21 protein-coding genes and 1 tRNA gene are annotated in these 19212 nt (G+C 63.5%); 9 read left to right on the forward strand and 13 right to left on the reverse strand.

Translation table 11 applies throughout. The features are described from left to right. Positions 1-82: 82 nt before the first annotated feature. Positions 83-1153, forward strand: a complete 1071-nt coding sequence (locus tag AS156_RS16975; protein WP_066498677.1) for an IS110 family RNA-guided transposase — start codon at positions 83-85, stop codon at positions 1151-1153. Positions 1154-1721: 568 nt separating this feature from the next. On the opposite strand, the gene AS156_RS16980 is transcribed toward AS156_RS16975, so the two are convergent. Then, entirely contained in the window at positions 1722-1880 is a 159-nt protein-coding gene (locus tag AS156_RS16980; protein ID WP_245312881.1) for a transposase domain-containing protein, read from the reverse strand. A gap of 1019 nt (positions 1881-2899) precedes the next feature. Between AS156_RS16980 and AS156_RS16985 the strand changes: the two genes are divergently transcribed. The 3 genes from AS156_RS16985 to AS156_RS16995 all read left to right on the forward strand — a co-directional run bounded on the left by AS156_RS16985 (position 2900) and on the right by AS156_RS16995 (position 3818). Next, positions 2900-3187: a hypothetical protein gene (locus tag AS156_RS16985; protein WP_066506391.1), complete on the forward strand. Its 288-nt coding sequence runs from the start codon at positions 2900-2902 to the stop codon at positions 3185-3187. Then, positions 3184-3408 carry a hypothetical protein gene (locus tag AS156_RS16990; protein ID WP_066506394.1) on the forward strand — a complete coding sequence of 75 codons (225 nt, stop codon included), beginning with the start codon at positions 3184-3186 and terminating at the stop codon, positions 3406-3408. Before AS156_RS16985 ends, AS156_RS16990 begins: the two co-directional genes overlap by 4 nt. Positions 3409-3545: 137 nt before the next feature. Further along, positions 3546-3818 (forward strand): site-specific integrase, encoded by a 273-nt coding sequence (locus AS156_RS16995; protein ID WP_066506396.1) that lies wholly within the window; start codon positions 3546-3548, stop codon positions 3816-3818. 101 nt (positions 3819-3919) lie between these two features. On the opposite strand, the gene AS156_RS17000 is transcribed toward AS156_RS16995, so the two are convergent. Beyond that, positions 3920-3995: transfer RNA gene (locus tag AS156_RS17000), tRNA-Trp, on the reverse strand. A 172-nt stretch (positions 3996-4167) separates the two neighbouring features. Between AS156_RS17000 and AS156_RS17005 the strand changes: the two genes are divergently transcribed. Then, entirely contained in the window at positions 4168-5391 is a 1224-nt protein-coding gene (locus AS156_RS17005) for a serine hydrolase domain-containing protein (RefSeq protein ID WP_066506403.1), read from the forward strand. Between the two features lie 209 nt (positions 5392-5600). On the opposite strand, the gene AS156_RS17010 is transcribed toward AS156_RS17005, so the two are convergent. Beyond that, positions 5601-6368 (reverse strand): SDR family NAD(P)-dependent oxidoreductase, encoded by a 768-nt coding sequence (locus AS156_RS17010; protein WP_066506406.1) that lies wholly within the window; start codon positions 6366-6368, stop codon positions 5601-5603. Between the two features lie 75 nt (positions 6369-6443). Then, positions 6444-7151: a histidine phosphatase family protein gene (locus tag AS156_RS17015; protein WP_066506408.1), complete on the reverse strand. Its 708-nt coding sequence runs from the start codon at positions 7149-7151 to the stop codon at positions 6444-6446. A gap of 157 nt (positions 7152-7308) precedes the next feature. Here AS156_RS17015 and AS156_RS17020 point away from each other — a divergent pair, with 157 nt between their 5' ends. Next, complete coding sequence (locus AS156_RS17020; RefSeq protein ID WP_066506524.1) at positions 7309-8094, forward strand: SDR family NAD(P)-dependent oxidoreductase; 786 nt, start codon at positions 7309-7311, stop codon at positions 8092-8094. Between the two features lie 949 nt (positions 8095-9043). Then, positions 9044-10213 carry an acetylornithine deacetylase gene (gene argE / locus AS156_RS17025; protein WP_066506530.1) on the forward strand — a complete coding sequence of 390 codons (1170 nt, stop codon included), beginning with the start codon at positions 9044-9046 and terminating at the stop codon, positions 10211-10213. 81 nt (positions 10214-10294) lie between these two features. Here argE and AS156_RS17030 read toward each other — a convergent pair whose 3' ends face one another. Genes AS156_RS17030 through AS156_RS17040 form a run of 4 tightly spaced genes read right to left on the reverse strand, consistent with a single transcriptional unit; the run spans position 10295 to position 11605 of the window. After that, positions 10295-10687, reverse strand: a complete 393-nt coding sequence (locus AS156_RS17030; RefSeq protein WP_066506419.1) for a hypothetical protein — start codon at positions 10685-10687, stop codon at positions 10295-10297. After that, positions 10672-10899: a GDCCVxC domain-containing (seleno)protein gene (locus AS156_RS44470; protein ID WP_082747550.1), complete on the reverse strand. Its 228-nt coding sequence runs from the start codon at positions 10897-10899 to the stop codon at positions 10672-10674. The genes AS156_RS17030 and AS156_RS44470 overlap by 16 nt, the downstream gene beginning before the upstream one ends. Positions 10900-10921: 22 nt before the next feature. Beyond that, positions 10922-11206: a mercury resistance system periplasmic binding protein MerP gene (gene merP, locus AS156_RS17035; RefSeq protein WP_066506532.1), complete on the reverse strand. Its 285-nt coding sequence runs from the start codon at positions 11204-11206 to the stop codon at positions 10922-10924. A gap of 12 nt (positions 11207-11218) precedes the next feature. Continuing rightward, the gene (locus AS156_RS17040; protein ID WP_066506422.1) at positions 11219-11605 is read right to left on the reverse strand and encodes a mercuric transporter MerT family protein; all 387 of its coding nucleotides are present in this window, start codon (positions 11603-11605) and stop codon (positions 11219-11221) included. 49 nt (positions 11606-11654) lie between these two features. Here AS156_RS17040 and AS156_RS17045 point away from each other — a divergent pair, with 49 nt between their 5' ends. After that, positions 11655-12086, forward strand: a complete 432-nt coding sequence (locus AS156_RS17045) for a MerR family transcriptional regulator (protein ID WP_066506423.1) — start codon at positions 11655-11657, stop codon at positions 12084-12086. Between the two features lie 35 nt (positions 12087-12121). Here the strand turns inward: AS156_RS17045 and AS156_RS17050 are convergent, their stop codons facing one another. From AS156_RS17050 to AS156_RS17065, 3 genes are all read right to left on the reverse strand, one after another. Then, positions 12122-13036 carry a DMT family transporter gene (locus AS156_RS17050; RefSeq protein ID WP_066506534.1) on the reverse strand — a complete coding sequence of 305 codons (915 nt, stop codon included), beginning with the start codon at positions 13034-13036 and terminating at the stop codon, positions 12122-12124. 434 nt (positions 13037-13470) lie between these two features. Beyond that, a complete protein-coding gene (locus tag AS156_RS17060) occupies positions 13471-14529 on the reverse strand; it encodes a phosphotransferase family protein (RefSeq protein ID WP_066506427.1) in 1059 nt (352 codons plus the stop codon). A 132-nt stretch (positions 14530-14661) separates the two neighbouring features. Continuing rightward, positions 14662-15894, reverse strand: a complete 1233-nt coding sequence (locus tag AS156_RS17065; protein ID WP_066506429.1) for an acyl-CoA dehydrogenase family protein — start codon at positions 15892-15894, stop codon at positions 14662-14664. A gap of 322 nt (positions 15895-16216) precedes the next feature. Here AS156_RS17065 and AS156_RS17070 point away from each other — a divergent pair, with 322 nt between their 5' ends. Beyond that, entirely contained in the window at positions 16217-16912 is a 696-nt protein-coding gene (locus AS156_RS17070; protein WP_066506431.1) for a TetR/AcrR family transcriptional regulator, read from the forward strand. 229 nt (positions 16913-17141) lie between these two features. Here AS156_RS17070 and AS156_RS17075 read toward each other — a convergent pair whose 3' ends face one another. Together AS156_RS17075 and AS156_RS17080 are read right to left on the reverse strand one after the other, a co-directional pair. Further along, positions 17142-17537 (reverse strand): RidA family protein, encoded by a 396-nt coding sequence (locus tag AS156_RS17075; RefSeq protein ID WP_066506433.1) that lies wholly within the window; start codon positions 17535-17537, stop codon positions 17142-17144. Positions 17538-17639: 102 nt separating this feature from the next. Further along, entirely contained in the window at positions 17640-18866 is a 1227-nt protein-coding gene (locus AS156_RS17080; RefSeq protein ID WP_066506435.1) for a CaiB/BaiF CoA transferase family protein, read from the reverse strand. Positions 18867-19212 lie beyond the last annotated feature (346 nt).

Genomic DNA, 19212 nt, shown 5'->3' on the forward strand with positions numbered 1-19212 from the left:
CCGCTAATGGGATGGTCCGGCCGTGCTCCAGCCCCGCCAGTGATAGAAGCTGGCTCGGGGCAGCGAAGACAAGGAGCACGCCATGTCTCAGCAATCCAACTGCGCAATCGCCGTGATCGGCATCGATATTGGCAAGAACTCGTTCCACGTGGTGGGACAGGATCAGCATGGTGCGATCGTGCTTCGGCAGAAATGGTCGCGTGGCCAGGTCGAGGTGCGACTTGCCAACCTGCCGCCGTGCCTTATCGGCATGGAGGCCTGCGTCGGCGCCCATCATCTCAGCCGCAAGCTACAGCTACTCGGCCACAATGCCCGGCTGATGCCGGCCAAATATGTGCGGCCGTATAGCAAGGGACAGAAGAACGACTTCCGCGATGCGGAGGCGATTGCCGAGGCGGTGCAACGCCCGACCATGAAGTTCGTTGCGACCAAGACCGCCGACCAACTCGACCTGCAGGCCCTGCACCGTGTCCGCGAGCGCTTGGTCAGCCAGCGTACCGGCATCATCAATCAGATCCGCGCCTTCCTGCTGGAGCGGGACATTGCAGTCCGGCAAGGACTGCGTTTCCTGCGGGCCGAGCTGCCGGGCATTCTGGCCATGCGCACCGATGTTCTGTCGCCCCGCATGTCGCGCCTCATCGAGGCATTGGCCGGAGACTGGCGCCACCTGGATGCGCGCATCGAGGGTCTCACCGGCGAGATTGAAGCGCTCGCCCGCCAAGACCTGCACTGCGAGCGGCTGATGACGGTCCCCGGCATCGGCCCCATCATCTCGAGCGCGATGGTGGCCGCGGTCGGCACCGGCGACGTGTTCTCTAAAGGCCGCGACTTCGGCGCCTGGCTCGGGCTGGTCCCGAAGCAAATCTCGACGGGAGACCGGACGATCCTTGGCAGCATATCAAGGCGCGGCAATCGCTATCTGCGCGCCCTGTTCGTTCAGGCGGCCTGGGTCGTGCTGGTTAAGCTGGGGCCAAAGCAGTGGGAGCGCTACGGGCTCAAATCTTGGATTGAAGCGGCGAAGAAGCGACTACACCACAACGTGCTCGCCATTGCGCTGGCCCACAAGCTCGCCCGTATCGCGTGGGCGGTTCTCAACAAGGGGCGCGCCTTCGCGTGCGATAAGAACAATACGATGGAGTCCCATCCAGCGTGATCCTCGCGCCGTGCTCCGGGCCGTACAAGGCGTGGCCTGGCAGCATGGAAGCGAGCGGCAAGACCCGCGCGACGGCCAGCCTTGACGGCCCCTGCGCGCGGCGCATCCGTAGCCCACAGGTCGGGACGAAGGAACGGCCGCCAGGCACGAACAAAGGAACAGAAATAAGGAGCTATTGATGATGTAGCTTAGTCCGCCTGCCGAGGTCTGCGAGAGGATGGGACAAAGATGGAGATCGGTCTTCCCGGCGCATGCGAACACTGGTGACCCGAACGGCTCGTTGAAGCCTGTCCGCTAAGAACGTCGCATGCGCGCTGATATCCATGATGGCCCGGAGCGCGACACGCTCCAACTAGAGGCCGGATACATTGATGCAAGACCGCATTTGCCAGATCGATGAAAAACCTCTTGCACCGCACGGCCGGACCATACATCGGCTCACATTCGCGTCGCTTTAAGCGTCCGCTGATTACTTCTGCTCTGCTCCAAACTGCGGACATGGCCCCGCAGGACCTCAAGGGTCATTCTGGCGACGTGCCGAAATTGTTGTAAGCGCTTGGCCGGGACCTTATTGGGGCTGGCTTGACGATTTGCGGAATCGCCACGGCATGAGGTCTTCGATCCTGTTATGGGGATGGCCGTCGATGATCGCCTCGAGTGTTTCGGCAATGTAGGCAGCCGGGTTGACGTCGTTGAGCTTGCAAGTGGCGACGATCGACGCGAGCAAGGCCCGGGAGCTCCAACCTTCCCGCCGGACCATTACTGTGATATCAGGGAATCATGAAAAAGAAAACCGTGATTCCACGAAAAAGACACGGCCCGCCGGCCACCGGGAAGGGTGAGCCCGTCGTTGTCCGGATGCATCCGCCTCAATTGACAGCCCTGGACGACTGGATTGCTCAGCAGCCGCGGCCATTCCCATCACGTCCCGAAGCCGTCCGTCGACTGGTCGCGCTCGGGCTGAAGGCGAAGCGGTAAACTCGCGGGCGCAGATGGACGCCAGCGGATCGATGGTATGGAACTCCTTTAGGCCCTTCCAACTTGCCTCTCCGGTCGCCCAGCAGGGCGTCACATTGGGAGCAAAATGCGAGATGAACCGGTTACTGCTAAGTGGTTTCGCTGTCAGCGCTCTAACACTGTCCTCAATCGTGTCAGCGTCAACGCTGCCCCTCGCATCGCCCAGCGCGTTGGGAAACTCGGACAGCGCAATAAATCAAGTCAAAGGCGGCCATGGTCATGGAGGCGGACACGGCTGGGGTCATCGCGGCGGCCGAGGCCATCACTACGGATGGGGTAGAGGTCGCGGTCATCACTACGGTTGGTGACGCCATCACCCCTGGCAGAAGCGTTTTGTGAGGGGCCACCTTTGTTGGTGGCTTTTTCATTCAAACCCGGGCTTTGAAGGCAAAGAAGTGAGATCCCACGCGCTACGTGTTCTATTTTCGATCGCCGTTACCGCGCTGGTGGTCGCCGGAACGATCTATGTCATCCTCTATCTCGCCCGCGCCTAGTCGATCGCGGTGATCATCGTGGAGAACCATGGTCGCGCCATTGTCCGGCCCGAGCGCGGTCATGATGGCGAACCACGGTCAACGTGCCAGCGCGAGTAAGCGTGGTCTCGGGCCAAGCTGGGATCTGGCCCCTCGGCCGAGACCACGCCCCGGGCGAAGAAGACCACCGGCCGCTGAGGTCTAAATCCACGCGTGTTCTTTGCGTGTCGTTAGAGGCCGAAACGGCGGTAGTGGAATGAGTATGTTTCTTGTTTTCGGACATGCCTTCAGCGCGTCCATTGAGCCGAAGATCGCGCGTCTTCTGCACGATCGCGAGGCATTTAAGAAGGCGTTCGCGGCTGGGTTTGAGGAGGCAGCTGCTGCCGGATTCGATGCCGTGGATAAATTGCCGGTCGTGCTCGATGACGCGCTGATCAGAACAACCTTCCAAGTGCTGGAAGATAAGTTCAATCGATCAAACGACACATTGGAGCGGCGTGAAATCGTCGCCGAAATACTAAAGCTGGCGGAGCTGGCAAAATGATCACCCCCGCCAACATCGAATTGCGCGCCATCGCGCCGCCCGAATCTGAAGCGTTCATGGTGGCCGGCTGGAAAGCTGCCGCCCTGCACCGCGCGAATCCACCAGTTGACGGCATCGCCGTCACCATCAAGAACCTTGCGGCGGAAGCTAGCATCCTTCAGAAGCCGCTGCTTCTTATCGGCCCAATACTGATGCTCCCAGGGTTCGACCGGCGTCCGTGAGCGCAGGTCGTTGACCTGAGCCTGGTTCAGACCGCCGACGCGGGCCAGCGTCCCCAGCGTGGTCTCGCGCATTTTGATCTCACGCTGCGCAGCCCGGCCGGCGACATCCTCGATCGAGGCGATATGCTGGGGCGGATATGGACGAGCTCACCAAGCTGCGCGATGGCCATGCCGTCACCAGGACCTTTAAGCGACAGGCAAAGAAGCTTGGGTTCAACATCAAGTTCCACTGGATCAGAGCGAGCCACCTCACCATGCTGCTCGACAAGGGTGAGCCCGTGCATGTCGTCACCAAGCGAGCCGGGCATGATCCGGTGACGCTGCTGCACTCCTATGCGCGATGGACGAAGGAGAAGGCCGACACCAAGGTTGCGGAGACGATCGCCAGCCTGTCGAAAGGCATGACCTGACCGAAGACATGGCCTGACCGAAGAAGTGTCCAAACAAGTGTCCGGACCCAAAATCGTTCTAACTTCGTTCTAGAAGTTGTTAGGTTAAGCTATTGATTTAATGGCAGGAGTGGCAGGGCTCGAACCTGCGACCCCCGGTTTTGGAGACCGGTGCTCTACCAATTGAGCTACACTCCTGCAGGGAACCCGCGTCGCCGCCGGTTCGCGCCGTTTCAAGCACAGGGCATGGCCGATTTGCAAGAGCGAAGCGGCAAACGTCCTGTTCAATGCAGAACTTCTGCGCCAGACTTCGGCCTTCACCCCTCGCCGGCACCTCGCCGCAAGAATCACAAGAGCATTGGGAGAGACCATGAACGCTCAAACCGCCACCAAGCACGCCGCCAGCCCGAAGACCCCGTCCCTCCCCCTCGCCAAGCCCGAATCGATCGGCCTGTCGAGCGTTCGGCTGCAGGCGATGTCGGACACTTTCAAGCGCGAGGTCGACAAGGGAACCGCACCGGGCGTGACGGTGCTTGTCGCGCGGCGCGGCCAGATCGGCTGGTTCGACGCGATCGGCCGGCAGAGCCCGACAGCCCCCGCGCCGATGGCGCATGACACGATCTTCCGCATCTTCTCGATGACCAAGCCGATCGTCTCTGTCGGCATCATGATGTTGCTGGAGGACGGCCACTTCCTGCTCAGCGACCCCGTCGCAAAATTCATTCCGGAGTTTGCGGAGACCAAGGTCGGCGTCGAGCACAACGGCAAGCTCGAGCTGGTCCCGGCCAGGCGGCAGATGACGATCCAGGACCTGCTCCGCCACACCTCGGGTCTGACCTATGACCACACCGGCAATGGCCTGGTGCAAGAGCTTTACCAGCAGTCGCGGCTGCGCAGCCGCAAGATCACCAATGCCGAGCACGCCACCATGCTCGCCGGCATGCCGCTGGTCTGCCAGCCTGGCGCCGAGTGGAACTACAGCCGCTCGACCGACATCCTCGGCCGCATCATCGAGGTGGTCAGCGGCAAGACGCTCGGCGCATTCCTGACCGAGCGCATTCTTGTTCCCCTGCAGATGACGGAGACGGACTTCCACACGCCCGAAGCCAATGCCGGCCGGCTCGCCGAAGCCTTCGCGGCCGACCCCTGGACCAACGAGAAGGTCCAGCTGTTCAACATGCTGGAGAAGCCGGCGATGGAATCCGGCGGCGGCGGGCTGGTCTCGACCACGATGGACTACGCCCGCTTCGCGCAGATGCTACTCAACGGCGGCTCGCTCGACGGCACCAGGATCATCGGCCGCAAGACGCTCGAGCTGATGGCCTCGGATCACCTCGGTGCGGACGTCAAGATCCAGGGCACGCTGGTCTCCCCCGGCCACAGCTTCGGCCTCGGCTTCTCCGTGCGCATGCAGAAAGGCATGGCGCCGTTCTCGGGCTCGGTCGGCCAGTTCTTCTGGAGCGGCATGGCCGGCACGTTCTTCTGGGTCGATCCGAGCGAAGACCTGATCGCGGTCTTCATGATGCAGGGCCCGGGCCAGCGCGAACAGTTCCGCTCGCTGGTGCGCAACGGCGTGTATGCGGCGGTCGAGTGAGTTCGGCACTCCCGCCTCACCCCACACTGTCATGCCCGCCACCGGGTCTCGCCTTCGGCGAGCCCGATGACGGGCTCCGGCGGAGCATCCAGTACGCCGAGGCGGTCGTAGGGAATCGAGAAGCCGGCGTTTACTGGATCACCCGCTTTCGCTTTCGCGGATGATGACGGGTAGAGCGTGTGGCGCGTATTGCGCACCCAAGCGCGGCGTCAGCTGATCGTTGCGCCGCCGTCGATCACGATGGTCTGGCCGGTCATGAAGTCGCCGGCCCGCGAGCCCATGAACACCGCTGCGCCCGCGATCTCGTCGGGCACGCCGATCCGCAGCAGCGGCGAGCGCGCGGTCGAGGCCTTCAGATTGTCCGGGTTGTCCCACAGCGCCTTGGCGAAATCGGTCTTGATCAGGCCCGGCGCGATGCAGTTCACGCGGATGTTGTGCTTGCCGTATTCGCAGGCGAGGTTGCGCGCGAGCTGCATGTCGGCAGCCTTCGAGATCGCGTAGGCGCCGAGGATGGTCGAGCCCTTCAGGCCGCCGATCGAGGAGACGATGATGATCGAGCCGTCCTTGCGCTCGATCATCTGCGGCACCACCATCGAGATCAGCCAGTTGTTGGCAACGATGTTGTTGTCGAGGATCTTGCGGAACTGATCGTCGGAGATGCCGGCGAGCGGACCGTAATACGGGTTCGACGCCGCGTTGCAGACCAGCACGTCGATCCTGCCAAAGGCGCGGTTGCTCTCGTCGACGAGGTTCTGCAGGTTTTCCTTCGAGGAGATGTTGGCGGCGATCGCAACCGCGGTGTCCTTGCCGTAGTTGTCGTTGATCTCCTTGGCGACCTGCTCGCAGACATCGGCCTTGCGCGAGGAGATCACGACCTTGGCGCCGTGCTCAGCCATGCGCTCGGCGATCGCGCGCCCGATGCCGCGCGTCGAGCCGGTGATGACGGCGACTTTTCCCTTCATGTCGAACAAGGTCATGTTTCTCTCCCTAACGTAAAGTGTTTGAATTCTGCGTTGAGCTTAGGCAGCGTTGTCGTGTTGCGATAGCGGCAATCACGCAAGCTTGCTCGCCGGCCTGACTTCGGGTCCGGACGGTTGATGCATCGCGGCGTGCCTTGAATCGGCGATCCAGGGCTGCTGGTTCACCATTGGCAGCCGCCACGTCGACACGTTGGGCGCCGCGATGTGATCGAGCCGCGTCACCGAGACGTTGTCGATATCAAATGACAGGCCCCGATCCGGTTGGCCGCCAAGTGCAAGACCGACCGCTGCCCTGATCACGCCACCATGGCCGACCGCAATGATGTCCTTGCCGGCCTCCGCTGCGGTGATCCGTACGATAGTGCGGCAAACGCGGGTGTAGAGATCCATGAAACTCTCGCCGCCGGGTGCAGGCTCGTTGACGTCGGCAAACCAGAGATTGCCCGGCGGACGGCTGGCGAGAAATGCGGCCCGGTTCATGCCCTGCCATTGGCCGAGATGCAGCTCGGCGAAGTCGCGCTCCTGCGTTATGCTGACAGGCTTCGGGAAACCGGCGGCCCAGATCGCTTCCGCGGTCTTGTGCGTGCGCTTCAGATTGCTCGAGTACCACACCGCGCCGCGCGGCAGCATCTTGGCGACCGCCTCGAACACTTCGATATCGCCGGTGTCGCAGTCGATATCTTCCTGGCCGTAGATGTTGCCGCCGTCGCTGCGCACCGGCGCGTGGCGAATCCACCACCAGCGCGTCACCGTCACGTTTGACTTGTCTGGATTGGACATCGGATGAGCCCTTCAATAGTGTCCCACGTCGCTGTACGTCACGTCGCACATCGCCTCAAGTGCCTCGGACGTTTGAAATTTTGTTTGAATTCCGTCGCGCGGCAGACGCACCACGGATCACGTGAGCAGGGAGAAACAGGTGACCAAGGAGAAGTACATGGGCCGCCTCGAAGGCAAATCCGTCATCATCACCGGCGCAGGCAGCGGCATCGGCCGCGCCGCCTCCTTGCTGTTCACCAAGGAAGGCGCGAAGCTGATCGCGGTCGATCGCACCGACGGCGTCAATGAAACCGCAAAGCTGGTGCGCGATGCCGGCGGCACGATTGAGGCCGTGTCGGCTGATGCGGGCTCCGAGGCGGACGTGAAGGCCTTCATCGACAAGGCAGTGTCTAAATACGGCAAGCTCGATGCGATCTGGGCCAACGCCGGCGTCAGCGGCGGCCTGGTGCCGCTCGCCGACCAGACCGTGGAGCACTGGCAGGAGGTGCTGCGCGTCAACCTGATCGGCCCGTTCCTCGCGATCAAGCATTCGATCCCGCACATGACCAAGCAGGGACATGGTTCGATCATCTGCACCGCGTCGGTTGCGGGCCTGAAGGCCGGCGCGAGCGGCCATCCCTACGGCGCGAGCAAGGCCGGCGTCATCAGCCTGGTGCAGACCACCGCCTACTCGCTTTCCGGCACCGGCGTGCGCATCAACGCAGTCTGTCCCGGCCTGATCGAGACCGGAATGACGAAACCCGTGTTCGACCGCGCCAAGGAGCGCGGCACCCAGGACAAGATCGGCCAGCTCAATCCGTTGAAGCGCCCCGGCCAGCCGCACGAGCTCGCCGCGATGGGCTTGTTCCTGGCGAGCGATGAAGCCTCCTACGTCAACGGCCAGGCGATCCCGGTCGACGGCGGCCTCACCGCATCGATGCCGTATACCGGCCGGCCGATTTAGCTGCGGGCGGTCTCCGCTCGCGGCGCCAGGTAAATCCGGATGGCGCGATGATGGCGTCACACCCACCACTGTCGTCCCTGCGAAAGCAGGGACCCATGCGCCGCGGCAGTGTGGTGGAAGGGACTCGTCGTTCCAGCATCGTTCAACAATAACCATCGGTGGTTATGGGTCCCTGCTTTCGCAGGGACGACGATGAGGATGGGTTCTCGATTCACGATGTCAAACACGCGGTGTCATCACCCGCGCATGCGGGTGATCCAGTATTCCAGAGGCAGTCGTGCGTGAGCCGAGAGGCCGCGGCGTACCTGGATCGTCCGGTCCCGTCCACGCCAAGGCTTCGACGAGGCCACAAATCCTTGGCTCGCCGAAGCTTTAGCGAAGGTGGCAAGCCGGGCGATGACAGCTGTCAGCGAGGACACAGCTCCGCGTTCTCGCGACATGATTTGTCCGAGTCTTGCAACAATCTTCGCCGCTCCGGAAACAGAGGGCGCAGGGAAAGCCGGGTGCCGATCGCACCCATGGGCCCTGTGCAATGGTAGAAAGCTCGGGGGTAGGACCACAGGTGTAACCGGAACAATCCGGCTTTCCCTGCGCGATTGTTTACGGCTTATACGTGCTCTCCCCCGGCGAGACTGGGCCTTTTTGTCACCGCCCTCGCAAAAACGCTTACGCATTTTGCAAGAGGACACCTGCCACAACTAGGGCGTCAGGCGTGCACGACTTCGCCGTCCGCCTCATGCGCACTCGTCAGTTGCGCACGTGACGTCCACCGCATCTCACCGCAACACTCGTGACGATCGCGAAGCGCCCTCAATCGGGTGAGACGGCCTATTCATACACCATGTGACGATTCTGAAAAACAGAAATATTTTTCAATCAAGGCCTTGACCCGTCGGGCAACTCTGTGCCTTTCAAAGGCTGCAACCTCAGCCGTTGAGTGAGCCTGACCATGCAAAGCCAACGCCCCGACCGTATCCGCAAGCTATTGGCCGACCTCGTCGCCTTCGACACGGTGAGCGACCGCAGCAACCTGCCACTGATCGATTACATCGAGAGCTACCTCGCCTCGCTCGGCATCAGCGGGCAGCGCATCGTCGACGAGACCGGGCAAAAGGCCTCGCTGTGGGTCACCATCGGCCCCGCGGACAGGGCCGGCCTGGTGCTATCAGGGCATACCGATGTCGTGCCCGTAGTGGGGCAAAACTGGACGCACAACCCGTTCGAGCTGGTCGAGCGCGATGGGCGGCTCTATGGCCGCGGCACCACCGACATGAAGGGCTTTGTCGCGGTCTGTCTTGCCATGGTTCCCGACATGCTCGCGGCCAAGCTCAAGGCTCCGATCCACCTCGCGATCTCCTACGACGAGGAAGTCGGCTGCGTCGGCGTGCGCCCGATGCTGCGCGAGCTCGCTCGCAAGCCGATCAAACCGCTCGGCGCCTTCATCGGCGAACCGACCCAGATGCAGGTCATCATCGGCCACAAGGGCAAGCACGGCGTGCGCGCGACCTTCCGCGGCCTCGCCCGTCACTCCTCGATCGCGCCCGACGGCGTCAACGCCATCGAATATGCCGCCGAACTCATCACCGAAATCCGCCGTCGCGCGGTCCTGCTGGCCGCGGACGCCGAGCGTGACAGCCTCTATGACGTACCCCACTCCACGCTACTCACCAGCATCGTGCATGGCGGCGCCGCGCTGAACATCGTGCCCGATCATTGCGTGGTGGAATTCGAATGCCGCGGCATCGGCATCAGCGAATCCCGCGAGGTCACCGACGCGATCATCGCCTGGGCGACGGCCGAGATTGAACCGAGGATGCGCCAGCACCATCCGGAATGCGGCATCGATTTCGAGGAGATCCTCGACTATCCCGCCCTCGACACACCGGCCGACGATCCGATCGTCACGCTCGCAAAGCAGCTCTCCGGCCGCAACGATCACGCCAAGGTCGCGTTCGGCACCGAGGCCGGCCTGTTCGTCAGCATGGCGGGCGTGCCGTCGGTCGTGGTCGGCCCCGGCGCGATCGCGCAGGCGCACACGCCGGATGAATTCGTCGAGATGTCGCAGCTGATGAGTTGCGCCGAATTTGTCGAGCGGCTGATCGCGCATTGCGCGAAGTGACGTGGTAGCAGCCAGAGCGCGCTGTGCCGCCCTCATCCGTCCTGCAAACGGCCGGATTGCTATCAGGCAACCGATCCAGCCCTACGAGAACCGGCCCCAGGCGCGCTCCGTCGCCCACCAGATGAGCTTGCCTCCTGCGACGATGCCGGTACCAAGGATGATCCACGGCAAGATTCCGTCAGACCGGACAACAAATCCGATCACGAGCACCGGCACGATCATCGACAGGTAGTAAGGCCCCGTGTAGCGGCAATGCGTCCGCCCGCATCGGCGGGAGTTGAGGATGCAGGCCAGGCCCATCCAGAGCAGCGCCACACTCCACACAGCAGCGCGCAGCGGTACTGGCGCGAGCAAGCCGGCGGGCAGACCTGCAAGCGGAATCCACCAGGCCAGCGTGCTGCTGCGCCAGCTACCGAGCCAGTCGCGGGACACGGAGGGAGAAGAGGAAGTCACCACGTTCAGCACCGGCAACATGAGGCCGCGTCCACAGCGCCCGTGCGCTCGGCCTGGATCGGCGGACACGGCACCGAGCCAAAGGAGCAAAACACGCAGCAATCACCGTGCTTCGGCCGCAGCCGCTCGCCGCATCCCGTGCAGACGTAAAAGAACTGGCAAGCGTCGGTCGGCATCGTCTCCGACTTCGCGGTGCCGCACTGCGGACAGGTGATGACGGATTGCAGGATCATGGTGCTCCGCTCTCGGCTCTGCTCAGCTTTTGGGAGCTGAAGGATAACCGGCATTGGTCGTGGCTGATGTCAGCGCCTTCAGATCGGCCTTGCCGTCGTCATAGCTCACGACGGCGGTCTTCTCCCGGAAGGAGACCGCGACCTGCGTGACGCCAGGCACGGCTTGAAGGCTGGCCTTCACAGTGTGAGGACAGGCCGCGCAGTCCATGTTCCTGACGGCGAGCGTCACCGTCTTCTCGGCGGCGAATGCCGACGACGATGCCAGCACGGAAAGCAGGATTGCGGAGGAAGCGGTCAGTTTGCTCATATGGAGCTCCATTCAGGTGTCGAACAACAGTGGCGCAAGGAGGTCGAAGCCGAAGGCCGCGATGACGAGCAGGGTCGCGACGACAAGCATGGCCCTCACGAGCCGGCTTGGCAGCAGGCGCGCACAGGCGGCGTCAGCGGCGCAAGCGAGCTTCGAGGTGCGATAGATCAGCCAATATCCAGCACCGAGAAGCGCGATCGTCGCCGCAATGAAATAAGGCTGGTACGGCGCGAGCCGCGTAAGATTGCCGATCCATGCACCGCTGACGCCGAGACTGAACAACAGCAGCGGCGCGATGCAGCACGACGACGACGCGATTGCGCCCAAAAGGCCGCCGGTCGCCAATAGCGCCGGCCCGCGGCTGGGCTGCGCGGAGATATTGCCTTCCTTGACCATCATGCCGCCCAGGCTACATCCTGTAGTCACTACAGGATCAAGGGAGTCGGGCATGCGCCGGATCACGGCTTCGCGAGCGGACGGGATGACGATCGGGCAGGTTTCCGAGCTGACCGGCGTCAACATCGAAACCATCAGGTATTACGAGAAGATCAGGCTGCTGCCGCCTCCCCCGCGCGCCGCCAACGGCCGGCGCGTCTACGGCTCGCCCGAATCGCGCGTACTCGCCTTCGTCCGGCGCTCGCGCGAACTCGGCTTCTCGCTCGATGAAATCCGGGCGCTATTGCGGCTGGGCGGTCCCGGCAAGGCCTCATGCCGCGAAGTGCAGAACATCGCGACGCTGCACCTCGACGATATCCGCGCGAAGATCAGCGATCTCCGCAAGCTTGAGCGCCTGCTGGCAACGACGGTCGCGCGATGCTCGGGAACGACCGCGCCGGAATGCCCAATTCTTGATATTCTCGACGTCCGGCGCGGCAATTGATCAGGACCATCCGAGCCGACGCGCTTGGATAGCGATCACAACCCATCCGGCGGCAGGCCGGGCCCGGTTGCGGCGGGGCGGAGCTTGTCGCGCTTGCGCTCGCGATAGAAGGCGTAAAGGCCGGACGCCACGATGATCGCGGCGCCGGCAAGCATCGGGCCATCGGGCTTGTGGCCGAACACGAGATAGCCGGTCAGCATCGCCCACAGCAGGGCGAGATAGCGGAACGGCGCCACCGCCGAGATGTCGCCCGTGCGCAGCGACACGATGATGCACTGATAGCCGATCAGGATCAGGACCGCGGCGAGCGCCAGAAGGTTGAGGGAGTGGCCGGACGGCGCCTTCCAGCCGCCGAGCGGAAACAGGATCACGGCGCCTGCGCTGCTGACCGTCACGGTGGTCAGCAGCGTGATGAACAGGGTCGGCAACTCCGTCGGGATACGCCGGGTGGCAAGATCGCGCACCGCGCAGAAGCCGACCGATGCCAGCGCCAGCAGCGCAGCCTGGCTAAAACCCTCCGGCCCTGGCCGGACGATCACGAGCACACCGATGAATCCGGCCGCGATCGCAAGCCAGCGCCGCCAGCCCACCGGTTCGCCGAACACCAGCGCCGCACCAAGCGTGATGACCAGCGGCAGCGCCTGGAAGATCGCCGACGCGTTCGCGAGCGGCATTTGCGAGATCGCCGCGAGATAGGTCAGCGTGCCGCCGATCTCGCCCATCACCCGTAGGCCGACCGGCCAGATCAACAGCGCGTGGAAGCTGCGCAGCGCCTTGCGATGGGATGCGAGCGCCGTGACCAGCACGATCGCGAACGCGCCACGGACGACGAGAATCTCGCCGATGTTGACCTCCGACGACACCGCCTTGGTGATGGTGTCGTTCATGGTGAAACTGGCCATCGCCGCGGCCATGAACAGGCCGCCACGGATATTCGGGGAGAGCTTCAAGATGATGCGTCCGATCAGGACAAGGGCAGGTTGTCCGACCAATCCACTTGCCAAAGCAGCGCCGCAAACTCAAGCCGCGCGCTACATTTTGTCGCTCCGTCATGCGCTGCCCCGGTGTCGGGACCGTCAGCGTGAGCGTGGCGCAGAGCGGACTGCTGGGCTGGCGACAAGCGCATGATCGCGTTCGCGATCGGCTTCGTCCCGGACCTGTTCATCAGCGCGCTGATCAACAAATTCCCCTGGATCCGCCTGCGCCGATGTGGCCGAAGAACGGCGGCATCGAGCGGGAGCCGACGCCGGCGCCCGGCACGCATTGACGCCCGAGCGCCTAGGATCGATGACAAGCGAAGGCCCCGGGGAACGCGACACGTCGCGTTCACACCGGGGCCTTGATCATTGTAGCGCGGATAATCCCTAACGCTCTGTCATCATCGTCAGATCGCGCCGGCCTTCTGTGCGTATTCCCACGACGCCTTCGACAGCGGCACCGTGCGCTTGGCCGACTCCAGCGCCTTGGCATTCGCGGCGGTGCCGTCGCGGACCCGACCCGCAATACCCTGCGTGATGCCCGCAAGGCGGAACAGATTGTACGAGAAATACCAGTTGAGGTCCGGCACCGGGATGTTGGTGACGTTGCAGTAGATCTGCGCGGCCTCGTCCTGGCTCGGAATGTTGAGCGCCTTGAGGTCGGCACCGGCCAGGCCCGGCATGGTCCACTGCATCAGGAGATAGGTGAAGTCGGCCATGGGATCGCCGAGCGTCGACAGCTCCCAGTCGAGCACAGCCTGCACGCGCGGCTCGGTGGCGTGGAAGATCATGTTGTCGAGGCGATAGTCGCCATGGACGATCGAGACGCGCTGCTGCGCCGGCACCGTCTTCGGCAGCCACTCGGCGAGCTTCTCGAATTCCTCGATATGTTGCGTCTCGGACGCCCGGTATTGCTTGGTCCAGCGATCGACCTGCCGCGCAAAATAATTGCCGGGCTTGCCGAAATCGCCGAGCCCGATCGCTTCGGGGTTGAACATGTGGAGCTTCGCCAGCGTCTCGATCTTGCTGGTGAAGATCTTGCGGCGCGCCTCGGGCTCCTGGCTCGGCAGCGTCGGATCCCAGAACACCCGCCCCTCCTCCATCGACATGATGTAGAAGGCCGAGCCGATCACGGCATCGTCGGTGCACAGCGCATAGGCTTTGGCGACCGGAAAGTTCTGCTTGCCCAGCGCCGCGATGACGCGGAACTCGCGATCGACCGCATGCGCCGACGGCAACAATTTACCGAACGGCTTGCGGCGCATCACGTAATTGCGCCCCGGGGTCTCGAGCTTGTAGGTCGGGTTGGACTGTCCGCCCTTGAACTGCAGGACCTTGAGCGGGCCCTGATAACCTTCGACGTTTTCCTTCATCCAGGCGCCGAGATTCGCCTCGTTGATGCGATGACGTTCCTCGACTTCCCTTGTCCCGGAAAATTCCTCGTCTTTCCTGACGCCGTCCGCCACGGTGACGCTCCCTCAACTGTTCTTGGGGAGCGCCGTGGAGGCGCTCCCTCGATCAGGCCGGCTTGCCAACCTGATGTCTCTCTTCATTCTGAGCACGATGGCCGCGCGAACGCCATGCGTTCCGGGTCACGCTCAGTGCGACGTGTTTGCATACTTCCGAAGTTCAAGTCTGGCAATGGCGCGATTGTGCACCTCGTCCGGACCGTCCGCCAACCGAAGCGTGCGGATGTGGGCATAGGCGCGCGCAAGCCCGGCGTCGTCGGACACGCCGCCGCCGCCGAAGGCCTGGATCGCCTGGTCGATGATCTTCAGCGCCATGTTGGGCGCCGCGACCTTGATCATCGCGATCTCGGCCTGCGCGGTCTTGTTGCCGACCTTGTCCATCATGTCGGCGGCCTTGAGGCACAGCAGACGGTTCATCTCGATGTCGGTACGGGCCTCGCCGATGCGCTGCTCCCAGACCGAATGCTCGATGATCTTCTTGCCGAACGCAGTGCGCGAGGCGAGCCGCTTCACCATCTTCTCCAGCGCTTCCTCAGCCTGGCCGATGGTGCGCATGCAGTGATGGATGCGGCCCGGGCCGAGACGGCCCTGCGCGATCTCGAAGCCGCGGCCCTCGCCGAGCAGGATGTTTTCCTTCGGCACGCGAACGTTTTCGAGCAGCACCTGGGCGTGGCCGTGCGGCGCATCGTCGAATCCGAACACCGGCAGCATCTTCTCGACCTTGATGCCGGGGGTGTCGAGCGGCACCAGGATTTGCGACTGCTGCTGGTGCTTGGCCGCGTTGAAGTCGGTCTTGCCCATCAGGATCGCGATCTTGCAGCGGGGATCGCCGACGCCCGACGACCACCATTTGCGGCCGTTGATCACGTAGTGATCGCCGTCGCGCTCGATGCGCGTCTCGATGTTGGTGGCGTCAGAGGAAGCAACCGCGGGCTCGGTCATCAGGAAGGCGGAGCGGATCTCGCCGTCCATCAGCGGACGCAGCCATTTGCGCTTCTGCTCCTTGGTGCCGTAGCGGATGAACACTTCCATGTTGCCGGTATCGGGGGCCGAGCAATTGAAGACTTCCGAGGCCCAGGAGATGTGGCCCATCTCTTCCGACAGCAGCGCGTATTCGAGGTTGGTCAGTCCCGCGCCGTGGAATTCATCGTCCTCATGCGAGGACGGCGGCATGAACATGTTCCAGAGGCCTTCGGCCTTCGCCTTCTTCTTCAACTCCTCGAGGATCGGGATCACCTTCCAGCGCGGCCCCTCGGCATCCTGCATTTCATAGATCGGCACGGCGGGACGGACATGCGTTTTCATGAAGGCCTGAACGCGCTCGAGCCATTCCTTCTGCCGGGCCGACATCGTGAAATCCATGGGACGCTCCTCGTTTTTTCCTAGACTTTGGGCCGCACTGTCCACCTCGCGCCCGGGGCCCGCAAGGGCGTTCACGGGGGCGCGACCGTGGTGTGCCAGAACGCCGCCCGCGATTTCTGCGGATTGACATTTCCGGCTCTTCAAACGATAGTTTCATACATATGTTTGAAAAGCAACTCCCTCCGTATGTCCTGTCATTCCGGCGCAGCCCGCAGGACTGAAGCGGAATCCGGAGATTGCGAAAACGAGATTCCCCGATGCGCGATCGCGCATCTGACGTTGGCGCTTCGACGCGCCCCGGAATGACGAGAGGTTTGGAGCCATGGCCAGCGATCAGACCCGAACTGCCATCCTCGCCGCCGCCGAACGGCTCTATGCCGAACGCGGCTTCGGCGACGTCACGCTGCGCGACATCGTCGCCGAAGCGAACGTCAACCTTGCCGCAGTGAACTACCATTTCGGCTCAAAGGATGAGCTGATCGCAGAGCTGTTCGTCACCCGCAGCATCCAGACCAACCGCGAACGTCTCAATGAACTGAAGGCGGCGGAGGAACGCGGCGGCGGCCGCGCCGCAATCGAGGACATCATGCGCGCCCTGGTCGGCCCCACCTTGCGCGGCTGCCTCGGGCCCGACCGCGAGGGCTCCACCGCCGCGCGCTTCATGATCCGGGCGTCGATCGAATCGGTGCCGCCGATCCGGCGCATCAAGAACCGCGAGGTCGACCATCTGCGCAAATTCGCCGCCGCGATGCGCCGCGCGATGCCCGGCCGCGACGACACCGAACTCTATTGGGGCCTGCACTTCGCGCTCGCGATGGCGCACCACACCATCCGCGAGAAGGAGCGCCTGCTGCGGCTCTCCGAGGGCAAATGCGACCTCGACGACGTGCGAGCCATCATCGACCGCGTGGTCACCGTCACCGTGATGGCGCTGACGATGGGCGAAGCCGCAGTGAGCGCGCCACCGCCCGCGCGGCCGGCCGTCATGCACGGACGGCTGACGCGGCAGGATTTGTGAAGCCGCCGCGTGGAGAACCGGGTCGAATAGCAAGTTCGTCGGGATAGCGCTCCCTCGCCCCGCTCTTGCGGAGAGAGGGTTGGGGTGGAGGGGCTACCTCCGCATACTCGGCAACAGATGCTTTGGCGGAGGCCCCCCTCACCCGGAACGCATCCTGCGATGCGTTCCGACCTCTCCCCGCAAGCGGGGGCGAGGTTAAGCAAGGCCGATCGGCCGAAGTCATCAAGAGCTACACCATCGCGATGCAGTCGATCTCGACGTCGAACGGCCCGGTCCATTCCGGGATGCAGACGAAGATCCTCGCCGGCAGATCGTTCGGGAAGTATGTCCTGTAGATCGCGTTGAAGGCTGCGAAGTGCTTGGCCGAGGTGCAGAAGATGTTGCACTTCATCACATTGTCGAACGAAGCCCCGGCCGCCGCAAGGCACTGCTTGAGCTGCTCCATCACGAGTGCGCTCTGCCGCTCGATCGAGGCGCCGGCTGCGATCTCGCCGGTTGCGGGATCGAACGGCGGCAGGCCGGAGACGAAGATCATGTTGCCAGCACGCGTCACCGCCGACGCCGGCGCCTTCCAGCGCTCCAGCCAGCTCGAGATCGGTTCGACGCGGACGACTTCTCGTTTCATGATTGACACCTTCAAGAGAGGATCGATCGCGCCAATCTAGCGCGATTGCGTCAATCATGCTTCGATACGGGTCGAAGTGCGCGTGCGGCTACGAGACCCGCGTTACAGGATCCCCTGCGCCTTCAGCGCCTCGACCTTGGCGTCGTCGTAGCCGATCGTGGCCAGCACGTCCTTGGTGTTGGCACCGAGCAGCGGCGGGGCGCGGTATTCGGTGATCGGGGTGCCCGAGAAGGTCAGCGCATTGCGGATCAGCGACAGGTTCGGCTCGAAGGGATGGTCGACCTTCACCCGCATGCCGCGCGACTGCACGTGCGGATCGCTGAACACCTGCTCGAAATTGTTGATCGGGCCCGACGGCACGCCGGCCTCCTCGAGCTTTTCGAGCCAGTACGCGACCGGCTTGCGCAGGAACAGACCGGCGAAGATCGCCATGATCTCCTTGCCGTGCACGACGCGGTCGTTGTTCTTGACGAAGCGCTTGTCGTTGGCGAGCTCAGGCTCGCCGAGCACCGCGCAGGTGCGCTGGAACTGGCCGTCATTGCCGACCACCAGCATCAATTCGCCGTCGGTGCAGCGGAACACGCCGGCCGGCATGCCGCCGTTGCCCCAGGTGCCACGGCGCGGCGGGGTCTTGCCGTTGACCAGGTAGATCTGCAGCCAGTGCGAGAGCGATGCGATCACGGTGTCGAACAGGCAGACGTCGATGTGCTGCCCTTCCCCGTTGTTGGCGTCGCGATGGTAGAGCGCCGAGAGAATGCCGATCGAAGTGTTCATGCCGGTCATGTAGTCGACGATCGACGGGCCGACCTTCATCGGGCCCTCGCCGGGCTCGCCGTCGATATGGCCGGTGACGCTCATCAACCCGCCCATCGCCTGGAGGATCGCGTCATAGCCGGCGCGCGGGGCATAGGGGCCGGTCTGGCCGAAGCCGGTCACCGAGCAGTAGATGATGCCGGGGTTGAGCTTCTTGATGGTCTCGTAGTCGAGGCCGTAACGCTTGAGGTCGCCGACCTTGTAGTTCTCCATCATCACGTCGGCCGTCTTGGCGAGCTCGCGGATGATCTCCTGCCCTTCGGGCTTGGCGATGTTGACGGTGACCGACTTCTTGTTGCGGTTGGCGCAGAGGTAGAACGAATTGTTGTTGTTCTGCTTGCCGTCGGGGTCGGTGAGGTAGGGCGGGCCGAAGGCGCGGGCGTCGTCGCCGCCGCCGGGCCGCTCGATCTTGATCACCTCGGCGCCGAGATCCGCCAGCATCTGGGCCGACAGCGGGCCTGCGAGCACCCGCGTCAGGTCGAGAATCTTGATGCCCGAGAGTGGCAGAGCCGACATGAACTTTCCTCCAATATGTTGATTGTGCGGCGCCGGACCTCTGCCCGCGCGCGGCCGAGCTTGCCGATACACCATTTTGGCGTGGCGAGCACTGCATTGTCGGCATGAAGCCATCCGCCTGCGGCCTATGTGCGGCACCCGGGCCGTCCGGTGCGGGAACTGGCCGTGGATTGCCGCCGCGCGAAATTGTGAAGCGGCCGACATCGTTTTGGCGCCTTTTGCAACGGTATCTTGGCGCCGCAAGGAGGCGGGATATGCGAACGATCACGACGTTGGGGCTGGTTCTGACCGCGCTGGCGGTATCGAGTGTGGCGGCCGATGCGCGCGGCGGCGGCCATGGCTTCGG

The organism is Bradyrhizobium macuxiense, assembly GCF_001542415.1.
GTDB classification, from domain to species: Bacteria; Pseudomonadota; Alphaproteobacteria; order Rhizobiales; family Xanthobacteraceae; genus Bradyrhizobium; species Bradyrhizobium macuxiense.